4 protein-coding genes are annotated in these 24,493 nt (G+C 74.2%); all 4 read left to right on the top strand.

Translation table 11 applies throughout. From position 1 onward, the window contains the following. Positions 1-4,323: type I polyketide synthase (locus AB0K10_RS31450; protein WP_363689581.1), on the top strand; the 4,323-nt coding region annotated here is incomplete at its 5' end. 22 nt (positions 4,324-4,345) lie between these two features. Then, a complete protein-coding gene (locus AB0K10_RS31445) occupies positions 4,346-14,977 on the top strand; it encodes an SDR family NAD(P)-dependent oxidoreductase (protein ID WP_363689579.1) in 10,632 nt (3,543 codons plus the stop codon). Positions 14,978-14,983: 6 nt separating this feature from the next. After that, entirely contained in the window at positions 14,984-23,323 is an 8,340-nt protein-coding gene (locus AB0K10_RS31440; protein WP_363689577.1) for a type I polyketide synthase, read from the top strand. Next, complete coding sequence (locus tag AB0K10_RS31435) at positions 23,320-24,486, top strand: acyltransferase (protein WP_363689575.1); 1,167 nt, start codon at positions 23,320-23,322, stop codon at positions 24,484-24,486. Before AB0K10_RS31440 ends, AB0K10_RS31435 begins: the two co-directional genes overlap by 4 nt. Positions 24,487-24,493: the final 7 nt, after the last annotated feature.

Genomic DNA, 24,493 nt, shown 5'->3' with positions numbered 1-24,493 from the left:
ATCCGCCAGGCCCTGGCCAACTCGGGAGTGAACGCGGCGGATGTCGACGTGGTGGAGGCACACGGCACCGGCACGACGCTGGGCGACCCGATCGAAGCCCAGGCCCTGATCGCGACCTACGGCCAGGATCGTGACCGGCCCCTGTGGCTCGGATCCGTCAAGTCGAACTTCGGTCACACGCAGGCCGCTGCAGGTGTGGCCGGGGTGATCAAGATGGTCATGGCGATGCGGCACGGTGTGCTGCCGCGGACCCTGCACGTGGACCAGCCGTCGCGGCACGTGGACTGGACGGCGGGCGCGGTCGAGCTGCTGACGCGGTCGAGGCAGTGGGCCGGCGAGGGGCCGCGCCGGGCGGGTGTGTCGTCGTTCGGTATCTCCGGCACGAACGCGCACGTGATCCTCGAACAGGCACCCGAGACCGAGGTCCCGGTCGCGGAGCGGCCGCCGGCGGGGACTCTGGCGTGGACGCTGTCCGCCGGGTCGCCCGAGGCCCTGCGTGCGCAGGCGGATCGGCTGCGCGCCTGGCTGGCCGACCGGCCGGAGGCGGACCCGCGTGACGTGGGTTGGTCGCTGGCCTCGGGCCGGGCGGCCCTGACGCACCGCGCGGTGGTGGTCGGCGACGGCCGCGACCGGTTGCTGGCGGCGCTGGATGCGCTCGCCGCCGGGCAGACCGGGCCGGGGGTGTTCAGCGGCACCGCACGGGCGGACGGCCGGCTGGCGTTCCTGTTCTCGGGTCAGGGTAGTCAGCGCCTCGGTATGGGCCGTGAGTTGGCCGCGGAGTTCCCGGTGTTCGCCGAGGCCCTGGACGAGGTGCTGCAACGCCTGAACGTCCGGGACGTGATGTGGGGCTCCGACCCGGAGGAGTTGCAGAAGACCGGCAATGCCCAACCGGCGCTGTTTGCCTTCGAGGTCGCCCTCTATCGACTTCTGACCTCGCTCGGCATCGAGCCTGATGTGTTGGTGGGTCATTCGATCGGGGAGATCGCGGCCGCCCATGTGGCGGGTGTGTTGTCGCTGGACGACGCGTGCACGTTGGTCGACGCCCGTGCGCGGTTGATGCAGGCGTTGCCGGCGGGTGGGGCGATGCTCGCGGTCGCCGCGCCGGAGGCCGACGTGTTGCCGCTGCTGGACGAGTTCTGCGGGATCGCCGCCGTCAACGGCCCGTCTGCGGTTGTGGTCTCCGGGGCTGAGGAGAGTGTGGCCCGGGTCGAGGCGGCGTTGGTCGGGGTGCGGATGCGCCGGTTGCGGGTCAGCCATGCGTTCCATTCGCCGTTGATGGAGCCGATGCTGGCGGAGTTCCGGCAGGTGGCTGAGGGGTTGAGCTATCAGGAGCCGGTCGTCGAGCTGGCCGTCAGCGGTGATCCGACCGATCCCGGTTACTGGGTCGAGCACGTCCGGCAGGCGGTTCGCTTCGCCGACAACGTGGCCGCCGCGAACGCCGAGGTCGCGGTGGAGATCGGACCCGACGGTGTTCTCAGTGGGCTGACCGAGGCGATCCCCACCGCGCGCAAGGACCGCGACGAGGTGGTGTCGTTCGTCGAGGCGCTCGCCCGCCTGCACATCGCCGGCCGGCCCGTCGACTGGCGCGCGCTGTTCGGTGCCGCCCGGCAGGTAGCTCTGCCGACCTACGCGTTCCAGCGCGAGCGGTTCTGGCTCGACGGGCCGGTGGGTGGCGACCTGGCGGCCGTCGGCCTGAGCGCGATCGAGCATCCGCTGCTCTCGGTGGTCGTGCCGGCGCCGGACACCGGCGGAGTGGTCTGCACGGCCCGCCTGGCGCTGGGCACGCACGCCTGGCTGGGCGACCACCGGGTCGGCGGCGCCGTGGTCGTGCCGGGCGCCGCCCTGGTCGAGATGGCCGTGCGGGCCGGCGACGAAGCCGGCTGCCCGGTCCTCGCCGAGCTCACCCTCCAGGCGCCCCTGGTGGTCCCCGCCGACGGCGGTGTTCAGGTGCAGGTGGTCGTCGGTGCCGCAGACGAGCACGGCGCCCGGGCCGTGGAGATCCATTCCCGGCCCGACCGCGGCGCCGGCGGCTGGACCCGGCACGCGACCGGTGTGCTCACCGAGCGGGCGGCCCGGCCCGCCGCCGATCTCACCCAGTGGCCGCCGGTGGACGCCACCCCCGTCGCCGTGGACGGCTTCTACGGGACGGACGGCGGCACCGGAGTCGACTACGGCCCGATCTTCCACGGCCTGACCACGGCGTGGCGGCGCGACGACGAGGTGTTCGCCGAGATCGTGCTGCCCGAGCCCGCGCAGGCCGACGCCGAGCGGTACGGCCTGCACCCCGCGCTCCTGGACTCCGCGCTGCACGCGATCGCGCTCGGGGACTTTCTCGACGACGCCGGCCCCGGCCGCACCAACCTGCCGTTCGCGTGGAACCAGGTCGTGCTGCACGCCGCCGGGGCCAGGCACCTGCGGGTGCGGGCGTGTTCGGCCGGGGCTCGCGGCGCGGTGCGGATAACGGCCGCCGACCAGACCGGCACCCCGGTGCTCGACGTCGACAGCCTGGTCCTGCGGCCCGTCGCGGTCGAGCAGGTCAGCGGCCCGGCCGGCCGGGACAGCCTGTTCCAGGTCGACTGGACGCCGGTGGCCCACGGCGATGGTCCCGCCCCCGTTACCCGGGTGACCGAGTTGGCCGAGGTGGGCGACGTGGACGGCGGATGGGTGCTCGCCGACCTCGACGGCCGCTCCGTGGAGCGGGCGCTGGCGCTCGTGCGGGACTGGCTGGCCCAGGAGCGTTTCGCCCCGGCCCGGCTGGCGCTGATGACCCGCGACGCCGTCGCGGTCACCCCTAACGAGGACGTGAACCCGGCGCAGGCGGCGGTGTGGGGACTGGTGCGGGCGGCGCAGACGGAGAACCCGGACCGCTTCGTCCTGCTCGACTCCGACGGCGCGGCCGGCACCGAGCTGATCGGCGCCGCCCTGCGGGCCGGCGAACCGCAGCTGGCGGTGCGCGGCGACCGGGTGTACACGCCGAGGCTCTCCCGGGCCACCGCGTCCGGGGCCGATCGCCCGATGTTGGACGGCACCGTCCTCGTCACCGGTGGCACCGGCGCCCTGGGTTCACTGGTGGCCCGGCACCTGGTCACGGCGCACGGCGTACGGCATCTTCTGCTGGCCGGCCGCCGGGGCGCGGATGCCGCCGGAGCGAACGACCTACGGGCCGAGCTGACCGCGCTCGGCGCCGACGTGACCATCGCGGCCTGCGACGTGGCGGTCCGTGACGAGGTCGCGGCGCTCATCGCGGCGGTGCCGGCCGAGCGGCCGCTGACCGCCGTCGTGCACCTGGCCGGCGTGCTGGACGACGGTCTGATCGGCAGCCTTACCCCGGAACGGCTCACGGCCGTGCTGCGGCCCAAGGCGGACGCGGCGTGGCACCTGCACGAGCTGACCGCCGGGCTCGATCTCACCGCGTTCGTGCTGTTCTCCTCGGTGGCCGGGGTGCTCGGCGGGGCCGGCCAGGCCAACTACGCCGCGGCCAACGCCTACCTGGACGCGCTGGCCCAGCACCGTCGGGCCGCCGGGCTGCCCGGCACGTCACTGGCCTGGGGTCCGTGGTCGCACGGCGGCATGGCCGGCGACCTGGCCGACCGCGACGCCGAGCGGATGCGCCGCACCGGCATCGTGCCGCTGACCGTGGCCGAGGGCCTCGCGCTGTTCGACGCCGCGCTGACCCACGAACGCGCGGCGCTCGTGCCGGTCACCCTCGATCTGCGAGTGCTGGCGTCCGCCGGCGAGGCGTTGCCGGCGATGCTGCGCGGGCTGGTCGGCGGTTCCGCGCGGCGTTCCGCGGCCGGAGTCGCCGCCGGCGGCGAGTTCGCCGGCCGGATGGCCGCGATGGCTCCCGCCGAGCGCGAGAGCGTCCTGTCCGGCCTGGTGCGCGGCCAGGTTGCCGCGACCCTCGGGTTCGCCGACGGGTCCGCGATCGCCGAGGAGCAGCAGTTCCAGGACCTCGGCTTCGACTCGCTCACCGCGGTCGAGCTGCGCAACCGGCTCAGCGCCGCGACGGGTCTGCGGCTGCCCGCGACGCTGATCTTCGACTACCCGAGTCCGGCGGCGCTGATCGCCCACCTGCTCGGACAGTTCGACGGCGCGGCCGGCGACCAGGCCGCGGAGCTGCGCCTGTTCGCCGAGCTCGACCGGATCGAGAACTCGGTGTCGAAGGTCGGCGCGGACAGCGACGCGCGGGGCCGGATCACCGCGCGGCTGCGGGAGATCCTGGCCGGTCTCGGCGACGGGGACCGGACCGCGGACAGCGTCAAGGAACACATCGAATCGGCGAGCGACGACGAGATCTTCGCCTTCATCGACAACGAACTCTGAACGACGCGACGAAGGGGACGACATGGCAGGCGAGGACAAACTCCGGGACTACCTCCGGCGCGTCACGGCGGATCTGCACGAGGCCCGTCAGCAGCTGCGGGAGATCGAGGGCAAGGACCACGAGCCGATCGCGATCGTCGGCATGGCCTGTCGTTACCCGGGTGGCGTCACCTCCCCGGAGGACCTCTGGCGGCTGGTCGACGACAGCGTGGACGCGATCGGTGAGTTCCCGGCCGATCGCGGCTGGGACCCGCACGTCTACCACCCCGATCCCGAGCACCCGGACACGGCGTACACGCGGCACGGCGGCTTCCTGTACGACGCCGCCGAGTTCGACCCCGGCTTCTTCGCCATGTCGCCGCGGGAGGCCGTCAGCGCCGACCCCCAGCAGCGCCTGCTCCTGGAGACCTCGTGGGAGGCGCTCGAACGAGCCGGCATCGACCCGGCGTCGCTGCGGGGCAGCCGCACCGGGGTGTTCGCCGGGGTCATGTACCACGACTACTACCGCAGCGAGGCGATCGGCAGCGTCGTCTCCGGCCGGGTCGCCTACACGCTCGACCTCAACGGCCCCGCCGTCTCGGTCGACACCGCCTGCTCGTCGTCGCTGGTAGCGCTGCACCTGGCGGCGAACGCGCTGCGGCGCGGGGAATGCTCGGCCGCGCTCGCCGGCGGCGTGACGGTGATGTCGTCGCCGGGCACGTTCATCGAGTTCAGCCGGCAGCGCGGGCTGTCCCCGGACGGCCGGTGCAAGTCGTTCGGGGCGGGCGCCGACGGCACCGGCTGGGCCGAAGGCGTGGGCGTCCTGGTCCTCGAGCGACTGTCCGACGCCCGCCGCCAGGGCCACCAGGTGCTGGCGGTCCTGCGCGGCAGCGCCATCAACCAGGACGGGGCGAGCAACGGTCTGTCCGCGCCCAACGGCCCGTCGCAGATGCGGGTGATCCGCCAGGCGCTCGCCGACGCGGGCCTGTCCGCGTCGCAGGTCGACATGGTCGAGGCGCACGGAACCGGCACGGTGCTGGGCGACCCCATCGAGGCGCAGGCCCTGCTCGCGACGTACGGACAGGAGCGCGCCGAGGGCCATCCGCTGTGGCTCGGCTCCCTCAAGTCCAACATCGGGCACACCCAGGCCGCGGCCGGCGTCGGCGGCGTGATCAAGACCGTGATGGCGATGCGGCACGGCGTGCTGCCGCGCACCCTGCACGCCGATCGCCCGTCCCCGCACGTGGACTGGTCGGCCGGGGACGTGCGGCTGCTCACCGAGGCCAAGCCGTGGCGGCGTGGGGACGGCCCGCGCCGCGCCGGCATCTCGTCGTTCGGGTTCAGCGGCACCAACGCCCACGTGATCATCGAGGAGGCTCCGCCGGAGGAGGCCGCGGCCGAGCCGGCCGTGGCGCCGCCCCCGGCCGTGCCGTGGCTGCTGTCGGCACGGACCTCCGCCGCGCTCGGCGCGCAGGCGGCCCGGCTGCTCGACCGGCTCGACCCACTCGACGAGAGGGCCGCTCCGGCCGACGTGGTCGGGGCCGCGCTCGCCACGACCCGGGCCGTGCTCGACCACCGGGCCGTCATCACCGGGGCGAACCGCGACGAGCTGCTGGCGGGACTGCGTGCCCTGGCCGCCGGGGAGCCGGCCGCCGGCGTGCACACCGGCAGCGGCACGGCCGGCAGGGTGGCGTTCCTGTTCGCCGGTCAGGGCAGCCAGCGACTCGGCATGGGCCGCGAGTTGGCCGCCGAGTTCCCGGTGTTCGCCGACGCCCTCGACGAGGTGTTGCAACGTCTCGACGTGCGGGGCGTGATGTGGGGCTCGTCCGAGGAGGAGTTGCGCGAGACCGGCAATGCGCAGCCGGCGTTGTTCGCGTTCGAGGTCGCCCTGTTCCGGCTCGCCACGTCGTTCGGTGTCGACCCCGATGTGTTGGTGGGTCATTCGATCGGTGAGATCGCCGCCGCCCACGTCGCGGGTGTGTTCTCTCTGGATGACGCGTGCGCGTTGGTCGACGCTCGGGCGCGGTTGATGCAGGCGTTGCCGGCGGGTGGGGCGATGCTCGCGGTCGCCGCCCCCGAGGCCGACGTGTTGCCGCTGCTCGACGAGCAGGTCGGCATCGCGGCGATCAACGGCCCGTCGGCGGTCGTGGTCTCCGGGGCAGAGGACAGCGTGGCCCGGGTCGAGGCGGCGTTGGTCGGGGTGCGGACGCGCCGGTTGCGGGTCAGTCACGCGTTCCACTCGCCGTTGATGGAGCCGATGCTGGACGAGTTCCGGCAGGTCGCCGAACGCTTGACCTACCAGAAGCCGAGCATCGCGCTGGCCATGAGCGGTGACCCGACCGATCCGGGTTACTGGGTCGAGCACGTCCGGCAGGCCGTTCGCTTCGCCGACAATGTCGCGGCGGCCGGCGCCGGCATCCACGTCGAGATCGGCCCGGACGGCGTGCTGACCGGCCTCGCCGAGCAGGCGCTGGAACACGCCGGCGACGAGTCGGCCGTGCTCGTCCCGCTGGCGCACAGGGATCGCGACGAGGTCCGGTTCCTCATCGAGGCGTTCGGCCGGCTGCAGACCCGCGGCGTACGCGTCGACTGGCGCACCTATTTCGCGGGCGTCTCCCCACGCGGCTTCGACCTGCCCACCTACGCCTTCCAGCGGCAGCGGTTCTGGCTGGCCCCGGTGACGCCGCAGCCCGCCCCGTCCGAACTGGACAACTGGCGGTACCGGATCACCTGGACGCCGGTGGCGCTCACCACGGCCGCTCCGAAGCTCACCGGGCTGTGGTGGATCGTGGCCGCAGCCGATGACGACCTCGTCGCGGCCGTCACCACGGCGCTCACCGAGCACGGCGCCGAGGTGCGGCTCATCGAGCTCGGCGACCAGCTCGACCGGGACCCGCTGGCGGACCTGTTGTCCGGGCAGGAGGCCCCCGCGGGTGTGCTGTCCCTGCTCGCCGCGGCGGACTCCGGGCTGGTTCGTACGCTGTCGTTGCTGCAGGCCCTCGGCGACGCCGAGATCGCCGCGCCGGTGTGGCTCGCCACCCAGACGGCCGAGACGGTCGGCGGATCCGATCCGGTCCGCGCGCCTGGGCAGAGCGCGGTGTGCGGCCTCGGCCGGGTCTTCGCGCTCGAGCACCCGGAGCGCTGGGGCGGCCTGATCGACCTGCCGGAAAACATCGACGTCCCCGCCCGCGTGCGCCTCGCCGCCGCCCTGGCCGGCGTCGGCGACGAGGACCAGCTCGCGGTCCGCTCGTCGGCGCTGTACGCCCGGCGGCTCACCCGGGCGCCCCGCACCACCGGCGCCGACGCCACGTGGCAGGCCCGGGGCACCGCCCTGGTCTTCGGCGGCACCGGCGGCCTCGGCGCCCACGTGGCACGCATGCTGGCGACCGGCGGCGCCGGGCACATCGTGCTGACCGGCCGACGTGGCGACCGCGCCCCGGGGGCGGCCGATCTGGTCGCTGAACTGGAGCGCAGCGGCGTACGGGTCACGGTGGAAGCGTGCGACGTGGCCGACGCGGAGGCGGTCGCGGCGCTGGCCGCCCGGATCGAGGCGGGCGGCGACGTGATCCGCTCGGTGTTCCACGCCGCCGGGATCCCGCACATGAAGCGGATCGACCTGCTCGGCCCGGAGGAGCTCGAAGCCGTCACCGCGGCCAAGCTCATCGGTGCGGCGGTGCTCGACGACGTGTTCGCCGACCGGGAACTGGACGCGTTCGTGCTGTTCTCGTCGGGCGCCGGAGTGTGGGGGAGCGGCAACAACGCCGCCTACGCCGCCGCCAACGCGTTCCTCGATGGACTGGCCGCCGCCCGGCGCGGCCGGGGACTGCCCGCCACCGCCGTGGCATGGGGGTTCTGGTCGGCGGCCGGCGGGGGCATGACCTCCTTCCTCAGCGAGGACGACGGACGCCGCAGCGGCATGCCGTTCATGGCACCCGAGCGTGCCGTCGAGGGCCTCGTCCAGGCGCTCGCCGACGGGGAGACCCACCTGGTCGTCGCGGATGTTGACTGGGAACGTTTCTATCCGCTGTTCAGCTCCGCCCGGAACCGGCCGCTGGTGGCCGGCATCCCCGAGGTGGCCGCGCTCGTCGCGGCCGAGGCCCGGCCCGGCGCTGCCGAGGACGTCACGTCGCCCCTGCAGGCCCGGCTGCTTCCGCTCGACAAACGGGACCGCCTCCGCCTACTCACCGACCTCGTCCGGGAACAGGTCGCGGTCGTGCTCGGCTACGGCGACCCGGCCGAGGTCGAGGCGGACCGGGCATTCCGGGACCTCGGCTTCGACTCGGTGTCCGCGGTCGAGCTGCGGGCCCGGCTGCAGGACGTCACCGGCGCGCGGGTGCCGACGACCGTCATCTTCGACCACCCGAACATCCGGGCCGTGGCCGAGATGCTGGCCGGGCAGATCCTCGGCGAGCCCGGATCCGCCGCCGAGCCGGGATCCGCGGTCGCGCCGCAGGCCGGCGACCCGATCGTCATCGTCGGCATGAGCCTGCGCGCCCCCGGCGGGGTGCGCACGCCGGAGGACCTCTGGCGGCTCGTCGCCGACGGCGCCGACGCGATCTCGTTCCTGCCCGAGGACCGGGGCTGGGACGTCGACGCCATCTACGACCCGGACCTGTCCCGGCCGCACACGACGTACGTCCGGGAAGGCGGATTCCTCGACGGGGCGGGCGATTTCGACGCCGGGTTCTTCGGCATCAGCCCCCGCGAGGCGCTCGCGATGGACCCGCAGCAGCGGCTGCTCCTGGAGACCTCGTGGGAGGCGCTCGAGCACGCCCGGATCAACCCGGAGTCGCTGCGCGGCAGCCGGACCGGCGTGTTCGTCGGCACCGCCTACGAACACTACGGCCGCGGCTCCGATCAGCTGTCCGAGGAGGTGGTCGGTCACCTCATGACCGGCACGCTGGGCAGTGTCGTGTCCGGGCGCACCGCCTACGCGCTGGGCTTGGAGGGCCCGACCCTGACTGTCGACACGGCCTGCTCGTCGTCGCTGGTCGCCCTGCACCTGGCCGCGAACGCCCTGCGCAACGGCGAATGCTCGCTGGCGCTGGCCGGTGGCGCCACGGTGATGTCCACCCCGCTGGGGTTCGTCGGGTTCAGTCGGCAGGGCGCGCTCGCCCGCGACGGGCGGTGCAAGTCGTTCGCCGCCGCTGCGGACGGCTTCGGTCTCGCCGAGGGGGGCGGCATGCTGGTGCTCGAGCGGCTCTCCGACGCGCGCCGCCACGGCCACCCGGTGCTTGCCGTGGTGAGAGGCAGCGCGATCAACCAGGACGGCGCGTCCAACGGCCTGACCGCCCCGAACGGCCCCGCCCAGCAGCGCGTGATCCGGCAGGCCCTGGCGGTCGCCGGACTGTCCGCGCCGGACGTCGACGTGGTCGAAGCGCACGGCACCGGCACGACGCTGGGTGACCCGATCGAGGCGCAGGCACTGCTCGCCACGTACGGCCAGGACCGACCCGAGGACCGGCCGCTCTGGCTCGGCTCGGTGAAGTCGAACATCGGCCACCTCCAGTCCGCCGCCGGCGTGGCCGGGGTGATCAAGATGGTGATGGCGATGCGGCACGGGACGCTCCCGAGGACGCTGCACGTCGACGAGCCGACCGCGCACGTGGACTGGACGGCCGGCACGGTCGCGCTGCTGACCGAGCCCCGGCCGTGGGACGACACGGGACGGCCGCGCCGCGCGGCGGTGTCGTCGTTCGGCATCTCCGGCACCAACGCGCATGTGATCCTCGAGCAGGCCGAGCCGGAGACCGCCGTGGCGCCGGCGCCGACGCCGCGGGTGGTGCCGTGGCTGATCTCCGCCCGGACCGGGGACGCGCTGCGCGGGCAGGCCGCGAAACTGCTGACCGAGCTGCGCGGCGAGACCGCCGCGATCGGCGCCGCCCTGGCGGCGACCCGGGCGCCGATGGAGCACCGCGCCGCGATCGTCGCGACCGACCGGCTCACCCTGGTCGCGGGACTGGAGGCGCTCGCCGCCGGGGAGGCCGGGCCGGGGGTGCTGCGCGGCACCGCGACGGTGGACGGCCGGCTGGGGTTCCTGTTCTCGGGTCAGGGTAGTCAGCGCCTCGGTATGGGCCGTGAGTTGGCTGCCGAGTTCCCGGTGTTCGCCGACGCTCTCGACGAGGTGTTGCAGCGTCTCGACGTGCGGGGCGTGATGTGGGGTTCGTCGGAGGAGGAGTTGCGCGAGACCGGTAACGCGCAGCCGGCGTTGTTCGCGTTCGAGGTGGCCCTCTATCGGCTGCTCACCTCGCTCGGAGTCGAGCCGGATGTCCTGGTCGGTCATTCGATCGGGGAGATCGCGGCCGCCCACGTGGCGGGTGTGTTGTCTCTGGATGACGCGTGCGCGTTGATCGGCGCCCGGGCGCGGTTGATGCAGGCGTTGCCGGCGGGTGGGGCGATGCTCGCGGTCGCCGCTTCCGAGGCGGATGTGGTGCCGCTGCTCGACGAGCGGGTGGGTATTGCGGCGGTCAATGGCCCGTCTGCGGTGGTGGTCTCCGGGGCTGAGGAGAGTGTGGCCCGGGTTGAGGCGGCGTTGGTCGGGGTGCGGATGCGCCGGTTGCGGGTCAGTCACGCGTTCCATTCGCCGTTGATGGAGCCGATGCTGGAGGACTTCCGGCAGGTGGCCGAGGGCCTGACCTACCGGCAGCCGAGCATCGCGCTGGCTATCAGTGGTGATCCGACCGATCCGGGTTACTGGGTGGAGCACGTCCGGCAAGCTGTTCGCTTCGCCGACAACGTCGCCGCCGCCGGTGCGGACATCCTGGTGGAGATCGGCCCCGACGGGGTCCTCAGCGGCCTGACCGATGCGATCCCCACCGCCCGCAAGGACCGCGACGAGGTGGTGTCGTTCGTCGAGGCGCTCGCCCGGCTGCACATCGCCGGCCGGCCCGTCGACTGGCAGGTCCTCTTCGGACCGCGGGAACGGCACGCCGACCTGCCCACCTACGCGTTCGCCCACCAGCGCTACTGGCTGGCGAGCCCCGGCCGGCCGGCCGGCGACGCGGGGTCGATCGGCCTCAAGGAGGCCGGCCACCCGTTGCTCGACGTCGGTGCCACCCTCGCCGACGACAGTGTCCTGCTCACCGGGCGGCTCTCCCGGCAGACCCACCCGTGGCTGGCCGAGCACGAGATCGGCGGCCAGGTGCTGCTGCCCGGCACCGCGTTCGTCGAGCTGGCCGTGCGCGCCGGCGACGAGGCCGGCTGCGGCGTCGTCGAGGAGCTGACCCTCGAGGCACCGTTGGTGCTGCCCGAGCGCGGCGACGTGCGGCTGCAGGTGGCGGTCGACGCGGCGGCCGCCGGCCGCCGCGCCGTCGCTGTCTACTCCCGGCCGGGGCAGTCGAAACCGGGCGACCCGTGGACCCGGCACGCGAGCGGCACCCTGGTGGACGGCACGGACGCTCCCGCCGTCGGGACCGGGCCGTCCTGGCCGCCGGCGGGAGCGGAACGCCTCGACGTCACCGGTCTCTACGACCGGTTCGACAGCATCGGGATGCGCTACGGACCCACGTTCCGCGGGCTGCTGGCGGCGTGGGAGAACGGCAGCGACCGGTACGCCGAGGTGGCCCTGCCCGAGGACGCCACCGAGACCGGCCGGTTCGGGCTCCACCCCGCCCTGCTGGACGCGGCGCTCCACGTGATCGCGGCCGGAACGACCGGCGACACCGGGGCGCGACTGCCGTTCAGCTGGTCCGGCGTACGCCTGCACGCCACCGGGGCCACGTCCGTGCGGGTACGGCTGTTCGCGCGGGACAACGGCTCCTACGCCATCAGCGTCACCGATCTGGCCGGCACCCCGGTGGCCGACATCGAGTCGCTGACGATGCGCGCGCTGCCCGCGCGGTCCGTCACCACCGGGGCCGGCGACTCGATGTACGCCGTACGGTGGGCCCCCGTCGCCACCGCCGAGGCCGCACCCGAGCCGGTCTTCGCCGAGCCCGGCGCGTTGCCGGACACGGCCGACGTGCCGCCGCTGGTGGCGATCCGCCTGACCGCACCCGGCGAGACCGGTGACCTCGCCACGGCGGTCCGCGAAGCGACCTGCCGCACGCTGGCACTCGTGCGGGAGTGGCTGGCCGAGCCGCGGTTCGCGTCCTCTCGCCTGGTCGTGGTTACCACCGGCGCGGTCGCGCTGGACGGCGAGGCCGGCCCTACCGACCTGGTCAACGCCCCGGCCTGGGGCCTGATCCGGTCGGCGCAGGCGGAGAATCCCGCCCGGCTGGTGCTGGCCGACCTCGACGAGGACGCCGCGTCGTCGGCCGCGCTGGCCGCCGCGCTCGCCACCGGCGAAGCGCAACTCGCGGTGCGGGCGGGCAGGGTGTACGCGCCGCGGCTCGCCGTCCCCGCCACCCTGGTGCCTCCGCCGGGCAATTGGCGGCTGGCCGTGAGCAGCCGCGGCACGGTGGACAACCTGGTGCTTGCCCCGGCCGAGGAGGGCCGGGCGCTGGAGCCGGGGGAGGTGCGGGTCGCCCCACACGCCGTCGGCCTCAACTTCCGCGACGTGCTGATCGCCCTGGACATGTACCCCGGGGACGCGCAGATGGGCGGCGAGGGCGCCGGCGTGATCGTCGAGGTCGCCCCGGACGTCACCGGCCTGAGTCCGGGCGACCGGGTGATGGGCATCCTGCTGGGCGGCTCGGGCAGGACCGCGGTCACGACCGCCGACCGGGTGGTCCCCATCCCGGCCGGCTGGTCGTTCACCGAGGCCGCGTCGGTGCCGATGGCCTACGCCACGGCCTATCACGCCCTGGTCGACCTGGCCGGCCTGACCGCCGGTGAATCGGTGCTGGTGCACGCCGCCGCCGGTGGCGTCGGTACGGCCGCCGTGCAGATCGCCCGGCACCTCGGCGCCGAGGTCTTCGCCACGGCCGGTCCGGGCAAGTGGGAGGCGCTCCGGGACGCGGGCATCCCGCAGGAGCGGATCGCCTCCTCCCGTACGCCCGGCTTCGCGGACTCCTTCCGGGACAGCAGCGGTGGCCGGGGCGTCGACGTGGTGCTCAACTCCCTGGCCGGCGAGCTGATCGACGCTTCGCTGCGCCTGATGCCCCGCGGCGGCCGGTTCATCGAGATGGGCAAGACCGATCCGCGCGACCCGGACGAGGTCGCGCGGGCACACCCCGGTGTCCGCTACCGGAGCTTCGACCTGGCCGCGCTGCCCGGGGCCCGGATCGGCGAGATCCTCCGCGAGGTCGTCGCCCTGTTCGAGCGGGGCTCGTTGACGTTGCCGCCGGTTCGGACCTGGGACATTCGGCGCGCCCGGGACGCGTTCCGTCACCTCGCCCAGGCACAGCACGTCGGCAAGGTGGTCCTGACGATGCCCCGCTCGCTCCGGCCGGACGGCACCGTGCTGGTCACCGGCGGCACTGGCGCGCTCGGTTCGCTGGCCGCCCGCCATCTGGTGACCGCGCACGGCGTACGCCATCTGGTGCTGACCGGCCGGCGCGGCCCGGACGCACCCGGCGCCGGCGCGCTCGCGCAGGAGCTGACCGCGCTCGGCGCTACCGTCCGGGTGGTCGCCTGCGACGCGGCCGACCGAGCCGGGCTCGCCGGCGTGCTCGCCGAGATCCCGGCGGCACATCCACTCACCGCCGTCGTGCACACGGCCGGGGTGCTCGCCGACGGCGTCGTCGCCTCGATGACCGCCGAGCAGGTCGATCGGGTGCTGCGGCCCAAGGTCGACGCGGCGGTCAACCTGCACGAGCTGACGGCGGGCCTCGACCTCGACGCGTTCGTCCTGTACTCCGGCGCCGCCGGCGTGTTGGGCAACGCCGGGCAGGGCAACTACGCCGCGGCCAACACGTTCCTCGACGCGCTGGCCCAGCATCGGCACGCGGCCGGCCACGCCGCGACCTCCCTCGCGTGGGGACTGTGGGAACAAGCCGCAGGCGCCGGCATCACCGGCCACCTCGACGACACGGATCGGCGGCGGCTGCGGCGGGGCGGCTTCGGCGCGCTCACCCCGGACCAGGGCATGGCCCTGTTCGACATGGCACTCGCCGCGGACGAGCCGGCGCTGGTGCCGATCCGGCTCGATCTCGCCGCGATGCGGACGGCCGCGGCCGCCGACGGAGTGGCCGCGCTGTTCCGCGGCCTCGTCCGGGCGCCGTCGCGGCGAACGCTGGAGTCCGGCGGTTCCGGCGCGGCGACGCTGCTCGACCGGCTCAGCGGCCTCGGCGAGGGCGACCGGATGCCGGCCGTACTGGACCTCGTCCGGGACCATGTCGCCGCGGTCCTCGGGTTCCCGGGGCCCGAGTCGGTCGACGCGCGGAACCCGTTCACCGAGATCGGCTTCGACTCGCTGACCTCAGTCGAGTTCCGCAACCGCCTGGTGGCGGCGACCGGGATCCGGCTGCCGGCGACGCTGGTCTTCGACTATCCGACCCCCGAGGCGCTGGCCGGTCACCTGCTCGCCGAGATCGCCCCGCCGACGCGGACGCCCGAGGAACTGCTGCTCGCCGAGCTCGACCGGATCGAGGCGGCGCTGACCGCGGCGGCCGGCACGGCCACCAGCCGCGACACGATCACCGAACGGCTACGTCAGCTGTCGTCGACCTGGCGCAAACAGACGCGCGACGCCGAATCCGATGTCTCCGGCCAGCTCGAGAACGCCAGCGCGGACGAGGTGCTCCGGTTCATCGACAGCGAGCTCGGTCTGGCCACCACGAACGAGGAGAGGTAGCCGCTGATGGCGACCGAGGAGAAACTGGTCGAGTACCTCAAGCGGGTCACCGCGGAGCTGCACGACACCCGCAAGCGCCTGGAACAGGCCCAGGACAAGGACCACGAGCCGATCGCGATCGTCGGCATGGCCTGCCGGTTCCCCGGCGGGGTCAGCTCGCCGGCCGACCTGTGGCGGGTAGTCGCCGACGGGACCGACGCGATGAGCGGCTTCCCGGACGACCGGGGCTGGGACATCGAGTCGCTGTACCACCCCGACCCGGAGCACCCGGGCACGTCGTACGTCCGCCAGGGCGGTTTCGTCGACGGGGTGACCGGCTTCGACCCCGCGTTCTTCGGCATCAGCCCGCGCGAGGCCGCCGGGATGGACCCCCAGCAACGGCTCGCGCTGGAGACGGCGTGGGAGGCGATCGAGAGCGCCGGCATCGACGCGGAGACCCTGCGCGGCAGCCGCACCGGCGTGTTCATCGGCGCGAACAGCGGCGAGTTCATGAACATCATGACGCAGGCCGAGCCGGAGCTTCAGGGCTATCTGATGACCGGCGTGGCCACCAGTGTCGTGTCCGGCCGCATCTCCTACACCCTCGGACTCGAGGGCCCGGCCGCGACCGTCGACACCGCCTGCTCGTCCTCGCTGGTCGCCGTGCACCTCGCGGTGCGCGCGCTGCGCGACGGCGACTGCACGATGGCGCTCACCGGCGCGGTCACGGTGCTCTCCACCCCCGGGACGTTCATCGGGTTCAGCCGGCAGCGGGCGCTCGCCCGAGACGGCCGGTGCAAGGCGTTCTCGGCCGACGCGGACGGCATGGCCGCCGCCGAGGGCGCCGGCATGTTCCTGGTCGAGCGCCTCTCCGACGCCGTGCGGCGGGGACATCCGGTGCTCGCGGTCATCCGCGGCTCGGCGATCAACCAGGACGGCGCCAGCAACGGGCTGACCGCGCCGAACGGCCCGTCGCAGCAGCGAGTGATCCAGCAGGCGCTGGCCAACGCGAAGCTGTCCGCCGCCCAGGTCGACATGGTGGAGACGCACGGCACCGGCACTCCGCTGGGCGACCCGCTCGAGGCGCAGGCACTGATGGCCACCTACGGCCAGGACCGGCCGGCGGGCCGCCCGCTGTGGATCGGCTCGGTCAAGTCCAACATCGGGCACGCGCAGGCCGCGGCGGGCGCGGCCGGCCTGGTCAAGGCCGTCGAGGCGCTGCGGCACCGGGTCATGCCCGGGACGCTGTACGCGGAACGGCGGTCTCCGCACATCGACTGGACCGAGGGCGACGTCGAGCTGCTCACCGAGGCCCGCCAGTGGGACCGGGGCGACGAGCCACGGCGGGCCGGGATTTCGTCGTTCGGGTTCAGCGGCACCAACGCGCACGTGGTCATCGAGGAGTACGACGCCCCCGCCGCCGCTACGTCGGAGTCCCCGAGCCTGCCCGCGGTGCCGTGGCTGGTGTCCGCCCGCAGTGCCGACGCCCTGCGCGCGCAGGCCCGCGCCCTGCTGGAGCACGAGGCGGCGGGTGCCGACCCGGCCGCGGTGGCCGCGTCCCTGGCCGCCGGCCGGTCGGCCTTCGAGCACCGCTCGGTGGTCGTCGGCACCTGCTCGGCGGAGCTGCTCGCCGGGCTGACCGCGCTGGCCGCGGGTGAACCCGCCGCAGGCGTGGTGCGCGGCGTCGCGGTCGAGCCGGGCAAGACCGTCTTCGTCTTCCCGGGCCAGGGCGGCCAGTGGGCGGGCATGGGCCTGGCGCTGGCCGAGGCCGACCCGGTGTTCCGGGCCCGCCTGGCGGAGTGCGAGCGGGCGCTGGCGCCGTTCATCGACTGGTCGCTGACGGCCGTGCTGCGCGCCGACGAGGACGCCCCGGGCCTGGACCGGATCGACGTGGTCCAGCCGGTGCTCTGGTCGATGATGGTGTCCCTGGCCGAGGTGTGGCGCGCGAACGGAGTGACGCCCGCCGCTGTAGTGGGGCACTCCCAGGGCGAGGTGGCCGCGGCCGTGGTCGCCGGCGCGCTGTCGCTTGAGGACGGCGCCCGGATCGTGGCGCTGCGGTCGCGATTGCTGCTGGACATCGCCGGCCTCGGCGGCATGGCGTGGGTGCCGTCGCCGGTCGGCGAGGTCGAGGACCGGCTGACCCGCTGGTCCGGGCGGCTCTGCGTCGCCGCGGTGAACGGGCCGTCGGCGACTGTGGTCTCTGGCGACCTGGACGCCCTTGACGAGCTGGTGGCCGCGTACGACACCGATCAGGTCCGGGTGCGCCGCGTCGGCTCGTCCTGCGCCGGGCACTCGCCACAGGTGGACGTGCTCGAAGCACGGCTCGCCGAGATGCTGGCCCCGGTCACGCCTCGCCCGTGCGACGTCGCGTGGTACTCGACGGTCCGCGGCCGCTGGCTCACCGGGACCGAGGCCGACGCCGGGTACTGGTACGAGAACCTGCGCGAACAGGTCGGCTTCGGCTCGGCCGTCCAGGCCCTCGCCGGGGAGGGCTTCCGCCTCTTCGTCGAGTCGAGCGTGCACCCCACCCTGAAGATCGACATCGAGGACAACCTGGACCGGGCGGGCGTGCGCACCGCGCTGGTGGCCGGCTCGCTGCGCCGGGGTAACGGCGGCCCCGACCGCATGCTGGCCTCGTTTGCCGAGGTGTGGGTGCACGGCGGGAACATCGACTGGACGGGCCTGATCGGCCCCCGGCCCCGCGTCGACCTGCCGACGTACGCGTTCCAGCGCCGGCCGTACTGGCCCAAGGTCGCCGCCCGCGCCGTCGACGCCTCCGGGCTCGGACTGGCCGCCGCTGCGCACCCGCTGCTCGGCGCGGCCGTGGTGCTCGCCGACGGCGAAGGGGTGCTGCTGACCGGCCGGCTGTCGGTGCGCACCCACCCGTGGCTGGCCGACCATGCGGTGGGCAACCACGTGTTGCTGCCCGGCACCGCGTTCGTCGAGCTGGCCGTCCGGGCCGGGGACGAGGTTGGTTGCCGTCTCGTCGAGGAGCTGACCCTGGAGGCACCGCTCCTGCTGCCCGAGCGGGGCGGCGTGCAGCTACAACTGGCCGTGCGCGCGGCCGGCGCGGGCCGGCACGAGCTCACCGTGAACTCCCGGCCCGACGACGCTGCCCCGGACGAGCCGTGGACCCGGCACGCCACAGGTGTGCTGGCCACCGACGCGCCGCCGGCCCGGTTCGAGGTGGACTCCTGGCCGCCGGCCGGGGCGACCGCGCTGGCGCCGGCCGACGTCTACGACCGGGTGTCCGCGGTCGGCGTCGGCTACGGGCCGGCGTTCCGTGGCCTGCGCGCCGTGTGGCAACGCGGGAAGGAGATCTTCGCCGAGGTCGCCCTGCCCGAGGAGGGCGGGCCGGCCGACGGCTTCGCGCTGCACCCGGCACTGCTGGACGCGGCCCTGCACCCGCTCGCCGTCCGCAGCGCCGCCGGGGACGGGGCGCAGCTGCCGTTCGCCTGGGCCGGCGTGCGGGTGCAGGCCACCGGCGCGGCCGCGCTGCGGGTGCGGTTGTCGCCCGGGGCCGGCAACTCGGTGCGGGTGGACGTGGCGGACACCGCCGGCGTCCCGGTCGCGTCGGTGGAGTCCCTGGCCGTGCGGCCGCTGACGGCCGACGCCCTGGGCCGCTCCGGCGACCCGTTGCGCGGCGGCCTGTACCAGATGGACTGGGTGCGGGTGGCGGCCGCAGCGCCGGCACCGGCCGGGGCGACTTGCGTCGTGCTCGGCGCCGGCTCGGACGGGCTCGGATCGGCCCTCGAGGCCGCCGGCGCGCGCGTCGTGCCAGCCGGGGAGACCGTCCCGGACCTCGGCTTCTTGGTCGTCGCGGGGGAACAGACGCGGGCGGCAACCGGGCAGGCGCTGGCCGGGGTGCAGGAGTGGCTGGCTGACGATCGCCACGCCGGGGTGCCGCTCGTGGTGCTGACCGAGGGTGCCGTCGCGGCGGGCGAACCGGCTCCCGCCAACCTGGCGCAGGCGGCGGTCTGGGGGCTGATCCGCTCGGCGCAGTCGGAGAACCCCGGCGGGATCGTGCTGATCGACTCCGACGGCACGCCCGAGTCGTGGGCGGCTCTGACGGCGTCGATCGGATCGGGCGAGCCGCAGATCGCGCTGCGGGGCGGAGTCGCGTACGTGCCCCGGCTCGCTCGTGTCCCCGCGCCGGAGGAGCCGGCGGATGTGTGGGGCGGGTCCGGCACGGTGCTGATCACCGGCGGCACCGGCACCCTCGGCGCGATTCTCGCCCGGCACCTGGTCACCGGCTACGGCGTACGCAATCTGATCCTGACCAGCCGGCGTGGTCCCGACGCCCCCGGTGCGGCCGAGTTGCGCGCGGAGCTCGCCGGGCTCGGCGCGGCCGTGACCATGGTCGCGGCCGACGCCGCCGACCGCACCCGCATGGCCAGCGTGCTGGCGGACGTGCCGGCCGAGCATCCGCTGACCGGTGTGGTGCACACCGCGGGCGCCCTCGACGACGGCGTCATCGGCTCGCTCACCCCCGAGCGGATCGACGCGGTGCTGCGGCCCAAGGCCGACGCGGCGGTCGTCCTGCACGAGCTCACCCTCGACCTGCCGCTGACCGCCTTCGTACTGTTCAGCTCGGCGGCGGGCGTCTTCGGCGGGCCCGGCCAGGGCAACTACGCCGCGGCCAACGCCTTCCTCGACGCGCTCGCGCAGCACCGCCGATCGCGGGGGCGGCCCGCCCTGTCGCTCGCCTGGGGCCTGTGGGACGAGGCCAGCGGGCTGTCCGGTGGGCTCGACGAGGGCGACCGGGCACGACTGAGCCGGATCGGGGTCGGCCCGCTGTCCACCCCGACCGCCCTGGCACTGTTCGACGCGGCGTGCGCCGCCGGCGGGGCCACCGTCGTGCCGGTGCGGCTGGAGTTCGGGGCGCTCCGGGCGGCTGCCCGGCTCGGCGCGGTGCAGTCCATCCTGTGGGGCCTGGTGCCGAACGCGTCGCGCCGGGTCGTCGGCACCGACGCGGCGGCGGCCTCCGAGCTGCGGGACCGGCTGGCCCGGATGCCGGCGACGGAACATCTCCGCACACTGACCGACCTGGTCCGCACGCGCGTCGCGGCGGTGCTCGGCCTGTCTGACGCCGGCGCGGTGGACGACGAGCGCGCGTTCCGGGAGTCCGGCTTCGACTCGCTGACCGCGGTCGAGTTCCGCAACCGGATGAACGCGGCCACCGGACTGCGGCTGCCCGCGACCCTGGTGTTCGACTACCCGACCCCGGCGGTGCTCGCCGAGTTCCTGCGGGCCGAGCTGCTCGACGTGCCCGGGGCGGCGAACGTGTCCGTGACCGTCGCCGCCGCGGACGACGAGCCGATCGCCATCGTCGGCATGAGCTGCCGAATGCCGGGCGGCGTCAGCTCCCCGGAGCAGCTGTGGCGGCTGGTCGCCGACGGTGGCGACGTCGTCGCGGAGTTCCCGGACGACCGCAACTGGAACCTCGACGAGCTGTACGACCCGGACCCGGAGAAGCGGGGCGCGACCTACACCCGGCACGGCGGGTTCGTCGAGGACGCGACCGGGTTCGACGCGGCCTTCTTCGGGATCTCGCCGCGCGAGGCACTGACCATGGACCCGCAGCAGCGGTTGCTGCTCGAGGGCGCGTGGGAGGCGCTGGAGGACGCGGGCATCGACCCGGCCTCGGTCCGGGGCAGCCGGACCGGCGTGTTCGTCGGCCTCACCTACCACGACTACGGCATGCAGCTCCAGAACCTGCCCAGTGAGCTGGAGGGATTCGTCGGCACCGGGGTTTCGGCCGCGGTCGCGGCGGGCCGGATGTCCTACACGTTCGGCTTCGAGGGGCCGTCGATGACGATCGACACCGCCTGCTCCTCCTCGCTGGTGGCGCTGCATCAGGCAGGGCAGGCGCTGCGTCGCGGCGAGTGCACCCTCGCACTGGCCGGCGGGGTGACCGTGCTGTCCACCCCTGGCGTGTTCATCGACTTCAGCCGCCAGCGCGGCCTCGCCCCGGACGGCCGCTGCAAGTCGTTCGCGGACGCCGCCGACGGCACCGGCTGGAGCGAGGGCATGGGGCTGCTGGTGCTGGAACGGCTCTCCGACGCGCGCCGCAACGGTCACTCGGTGCTCGCCGTCGTGCGCGGCAGCGCGATCAACCAGGACGGCGCCAGCAACGGGCTGACCGCGCCGAACGGCCCGTCGCAGCAGCGGGTCATCCGGCAGGCGCTGGCCACGGCCGGCCTGGCGGCGGCGGACGTCGACGTGGTGGAGGGGCACGGCACCGGGACCACGCTGGGCGACCCGATCGAGGCGCAGGCGCTGCTCGCCACGTACGGCCAGGACCGGCCCGAGGACCGGCCGCTGTGGCTGGGCTCGGTGAAGTCCAACATCGGCCACACCCAGGCCGCCGCCGGCATGGCAGGCGTCATCAAGATGGTGCAGGCGATACGGCACGGCGTGCTGCCCCGCACCCTGCACGTGGACCAGCCGTCGACCCACGTGGACTGGGCCGCGGGTGCCGTCCGGCTGCTCACCGAGGCGCGGGACTGGCCGGCGACCGACCGGCCGCGCCGGGCCGGGGTGTCCTCGTTCGGCATCGGGGGCACCAACGCGCACACCATCATCGAGGAGGCCCCGGCGGCGCCCCGGCCGGCCGACGACCCGGAACACCCGCCGATGCTCGGCTGGGCGCTGTCGGCCAAGAGCGCCGCCGCGCTGGCCGGGCAGGCCCGGCGGTTGCGCGACCACCTGGACGCCGACGTCGCCGGCCTCGCCTACTCGCTGGCCGCCACCCGGTCGGTGTTCCGGCACCGCGCGGTGGTCGTCGGCACTGGGCGCGACGACCTGGCCGCCGGGCTCGACGCGCTGATCGCCGGTGAGCCTGCGGACGGCCTGGTCACTGGCACGGCCCAGGCCGGCAAGCTGGCCTTCCTGTTCACCGGGCAGGGAAGCCAGCGGCTACGGATGGGACAGGGACTGTACGAGGCGTACCCGGTCTACGCGGCCGCGTTCGACGAGGTGTGCGCCGAGCTCGACCAGCACCTGGACAAGCCGGTGCACGAGGTGATTCTCAGCGACGCCGAGCTGCTCGGGCAGACCGGTTACACCCAGGCGGCGCTGTTCGCCGTCGAGGTTGCCCTGTACCGCCTGCTGCGCCACTGGGGAGTCCGGCCCGACTTCCTCGCCGGACACTCCATCGGCGAGCTGGTGGCGGCGCACGTGGCCGGTGTGCTCTCGCTGGTCGACGCGGCCACGCTGGTGGTCGCCCGCGGCGCGCTGATGCAGGCCCAGCCGGCCGGCGGAGCCATGGTGTCGGTTCGCGCCTCCGAAAAGATCGTCCGCGAGGCGCTGGACGAGGTCGGCGGGGTGGACGTCGCCGCGGTCAACGGGCCGGAGTCGGTGGTCGTCTCGGGGCCGGAGGCGGCGGTCGGCGAGGTCGCCGGGCTGCTCGCGGCGCGGGGGCACCGCACCCGGCGGCTGGACGTCAGCCACGCCTTCCACTCCGCGCTGATGGACCCGGTGCTGGCCGAGTTCACCGCGGTGGCCGAGGGCCTGACGTTCCGGCCGGCGCAGATTCCGATCGTGTCCAACGTGACCGGCGCGGTGGCGAGCGACGCGGACCTGACCGCACCGGAGTACTGGGCCCGGCACCTGCGCGACACGGTGCGGTTCCACGACGGTGTGGCGGCGCTGCGGACCGCCGGGGTCTCCACGTTCCTGGAGCTGGGGCCGGACGCGGTGCTCTCGGCGATGGTGCCGGAGGGCTGCGCGGCGGTTCAGCGCCGCGACCGCGACCCGGTGGCGTCGCTGCTCGGCGCGTTGGCCGTGGCCCACACCCGGGGCGCCACCGTGGACTGGGCTGCCGTCGCCGGCGCGCGCGAGGTGGTTCCACTGCCCACGTACGCCTTCCAACGCGCCCGCTACTGGCCGGACTTCGCGGCGCCGGCCGCCCGCGAGAGCGGCCCGCTGTGGGACGCGGTGGACAGCGGTGACCCGGCCGCCCTGCTCGAGGTTCTCGGGCTGCCCGCCGACCACCGCCCCGAGGATCTGCTCGCCGCCCTGGCCGGACTCCGCGACGCACCGGCCCCCACCGGCGGCGATCAGGGAGAGGAAGACGAGTCGCCGTTCCACAGGCGCTTCGACGCCGCTGAGGACCGCAGGCTGTTCCTGGTCGAGTTCGTCCGCGAGCAGGCCGCAGCGCTGCTGAGCTTCGACTCGGCCGCCGAGATCGACCCGGAGGTGCAGTTCATCGAGTTCGGGATGTCCTCGATGTCCGCGGTCGAGCTGCGGAACCGGCTGGCGGCGCAGATCGGAGTCGAGCTCGCGCCGGACGTGGTCTACGAGTGCCCGACCGCGTCGGAGCTGGCCGAGCACCTACTACGACTACTGGAGGTTTCCCCCCGATGACCGCCACACTGTCCCGACTGCCATCCCTCACCGGCGTCCGGTTCGTCGCCGCGATGCTGGTCTTCCTCGGTCACATCGGCAACTCGCAGATCTTCTCCGACAGCTCCGCCCAGCACACCTTCGACCGGCTGTTCTTCCAGGGCGGCTGGACCGCTGTCGACTTCTTCTTCATCGCCAGCGGCTTCGGCCTCACCTGGGCGGCGCGGCCGGACGACACGGCCCGGACATTCTGGCGTCGGCGCTTCTTCCGGATCTACCCGAACTACGTCGTCGCGTTCCTGTTCGCCGTCCTCGTCGGCCATCTGGTGCTCCTGTACTACCGGAGCACCACCATGCGGATCTGGGACGGCCTCATCAACCTGCTCATGCTGCAGGCGTGGTCGCCGGACCAGCGCATCGAGTTCGGCGTCAACACGATCGCCTGGTCGCTGTCCGCCGAGGCGTTCTTCTACCTCTGCTTCCCGTTCCTGATCCGGCTGGCGCGGCGGGTCCCGGGCGGCGCGCTGTGGCCGGCCGCCGTCGCGCTGATGGGCGCGGTGTGGCTGGTGCCGCTGGTCGGCCGGCTGGTGGTGCCGGACCAGCCGCACAGCATGGTCGGCCCGGTGTCGGCGCCGCAGTACTGGTTCGTCTACATCTTCCCGGCGACTCGGCTGCTCGAGTTCGCGCTCGGCATCGCCATGGCGCGGATCGTCCAGACCGAACGCTGGCCCCGCCTCCTCGGCGTGCTCCCGGTGCTGGTGTTGCTGGCCGTCGCCTACGTCGTGCCGGACGTCACCGGGCTGCCGTGGTCGTATCGTCAGGTCGCCGTCACTGTGATCCCGGTGGCGCTGCTCATCCCGGCGCTGGCCATGCTCGACCTCAAGGAGCGGTGGTCGCCGCTGCGTGGTCGCGCCATGGTGTGGCTGGGCACCTGCTCGTACGCGTTCTTCCTGCTGCACGGCCGGATCATGGAGTCGTTGCAGAACTGGCTGGGCGGCGGCCCGTGGAGCACCCACGTCGCGATCGCGATGGCCGTGTTCATCCTCGTCGTCGCGGTGGCCGCGGCCGGCCTTCTCTACTCGTACGTGGAGAACCCGATCCGCAAGCGGTGGAGCAAGCCGCGGCCCCGCCAGTCCGCTCCGGCCGTTGCGGCCCGCGAGCTCGTCCCCGAGCCGGGGATGTGATTCTCAT

It is taken from the genome of Micromonospora sp. NPDC049274 (genome assembly GCF_040678875.1).
Lineage (GTDB): Bacteria > Actinomycetota > Actinomycetes > Mycobacteriales > Micromonosporaceae > Micromonospora.
The sequence above is the reverse complement of the archived record's forward strand: the minus strand, read 5'-3'. Positions and strand labels throughout refer to the sequence as shown.

What these genes read in the sequence shown, in the direction of transcription:
- AB0K10_RS31445 (WP_363689579.1), top strand. Translation starts at nt 4,346, where the DNA reads ATGGCAGGCGAGGACAAACTCCGGGACTACCTCCGGCGCGTCACGGCG.
- AB0K10_RS31440 (WP_363689577.1), top strand. Translation starts at nt 14,984, where the DNA reads ATGGCGACCGAGGAGAAACTGGTCGAGTACCTCAAGCGGGTCACCGCG.
- AB0K10_RS31435 (WP_363689575.1), top strand. Translation starts at nt 23,320, where the DNA reads ATGACCGCCACACTGTCCCGACTGCCATCCCTCACCGGCGTCCGGTTC.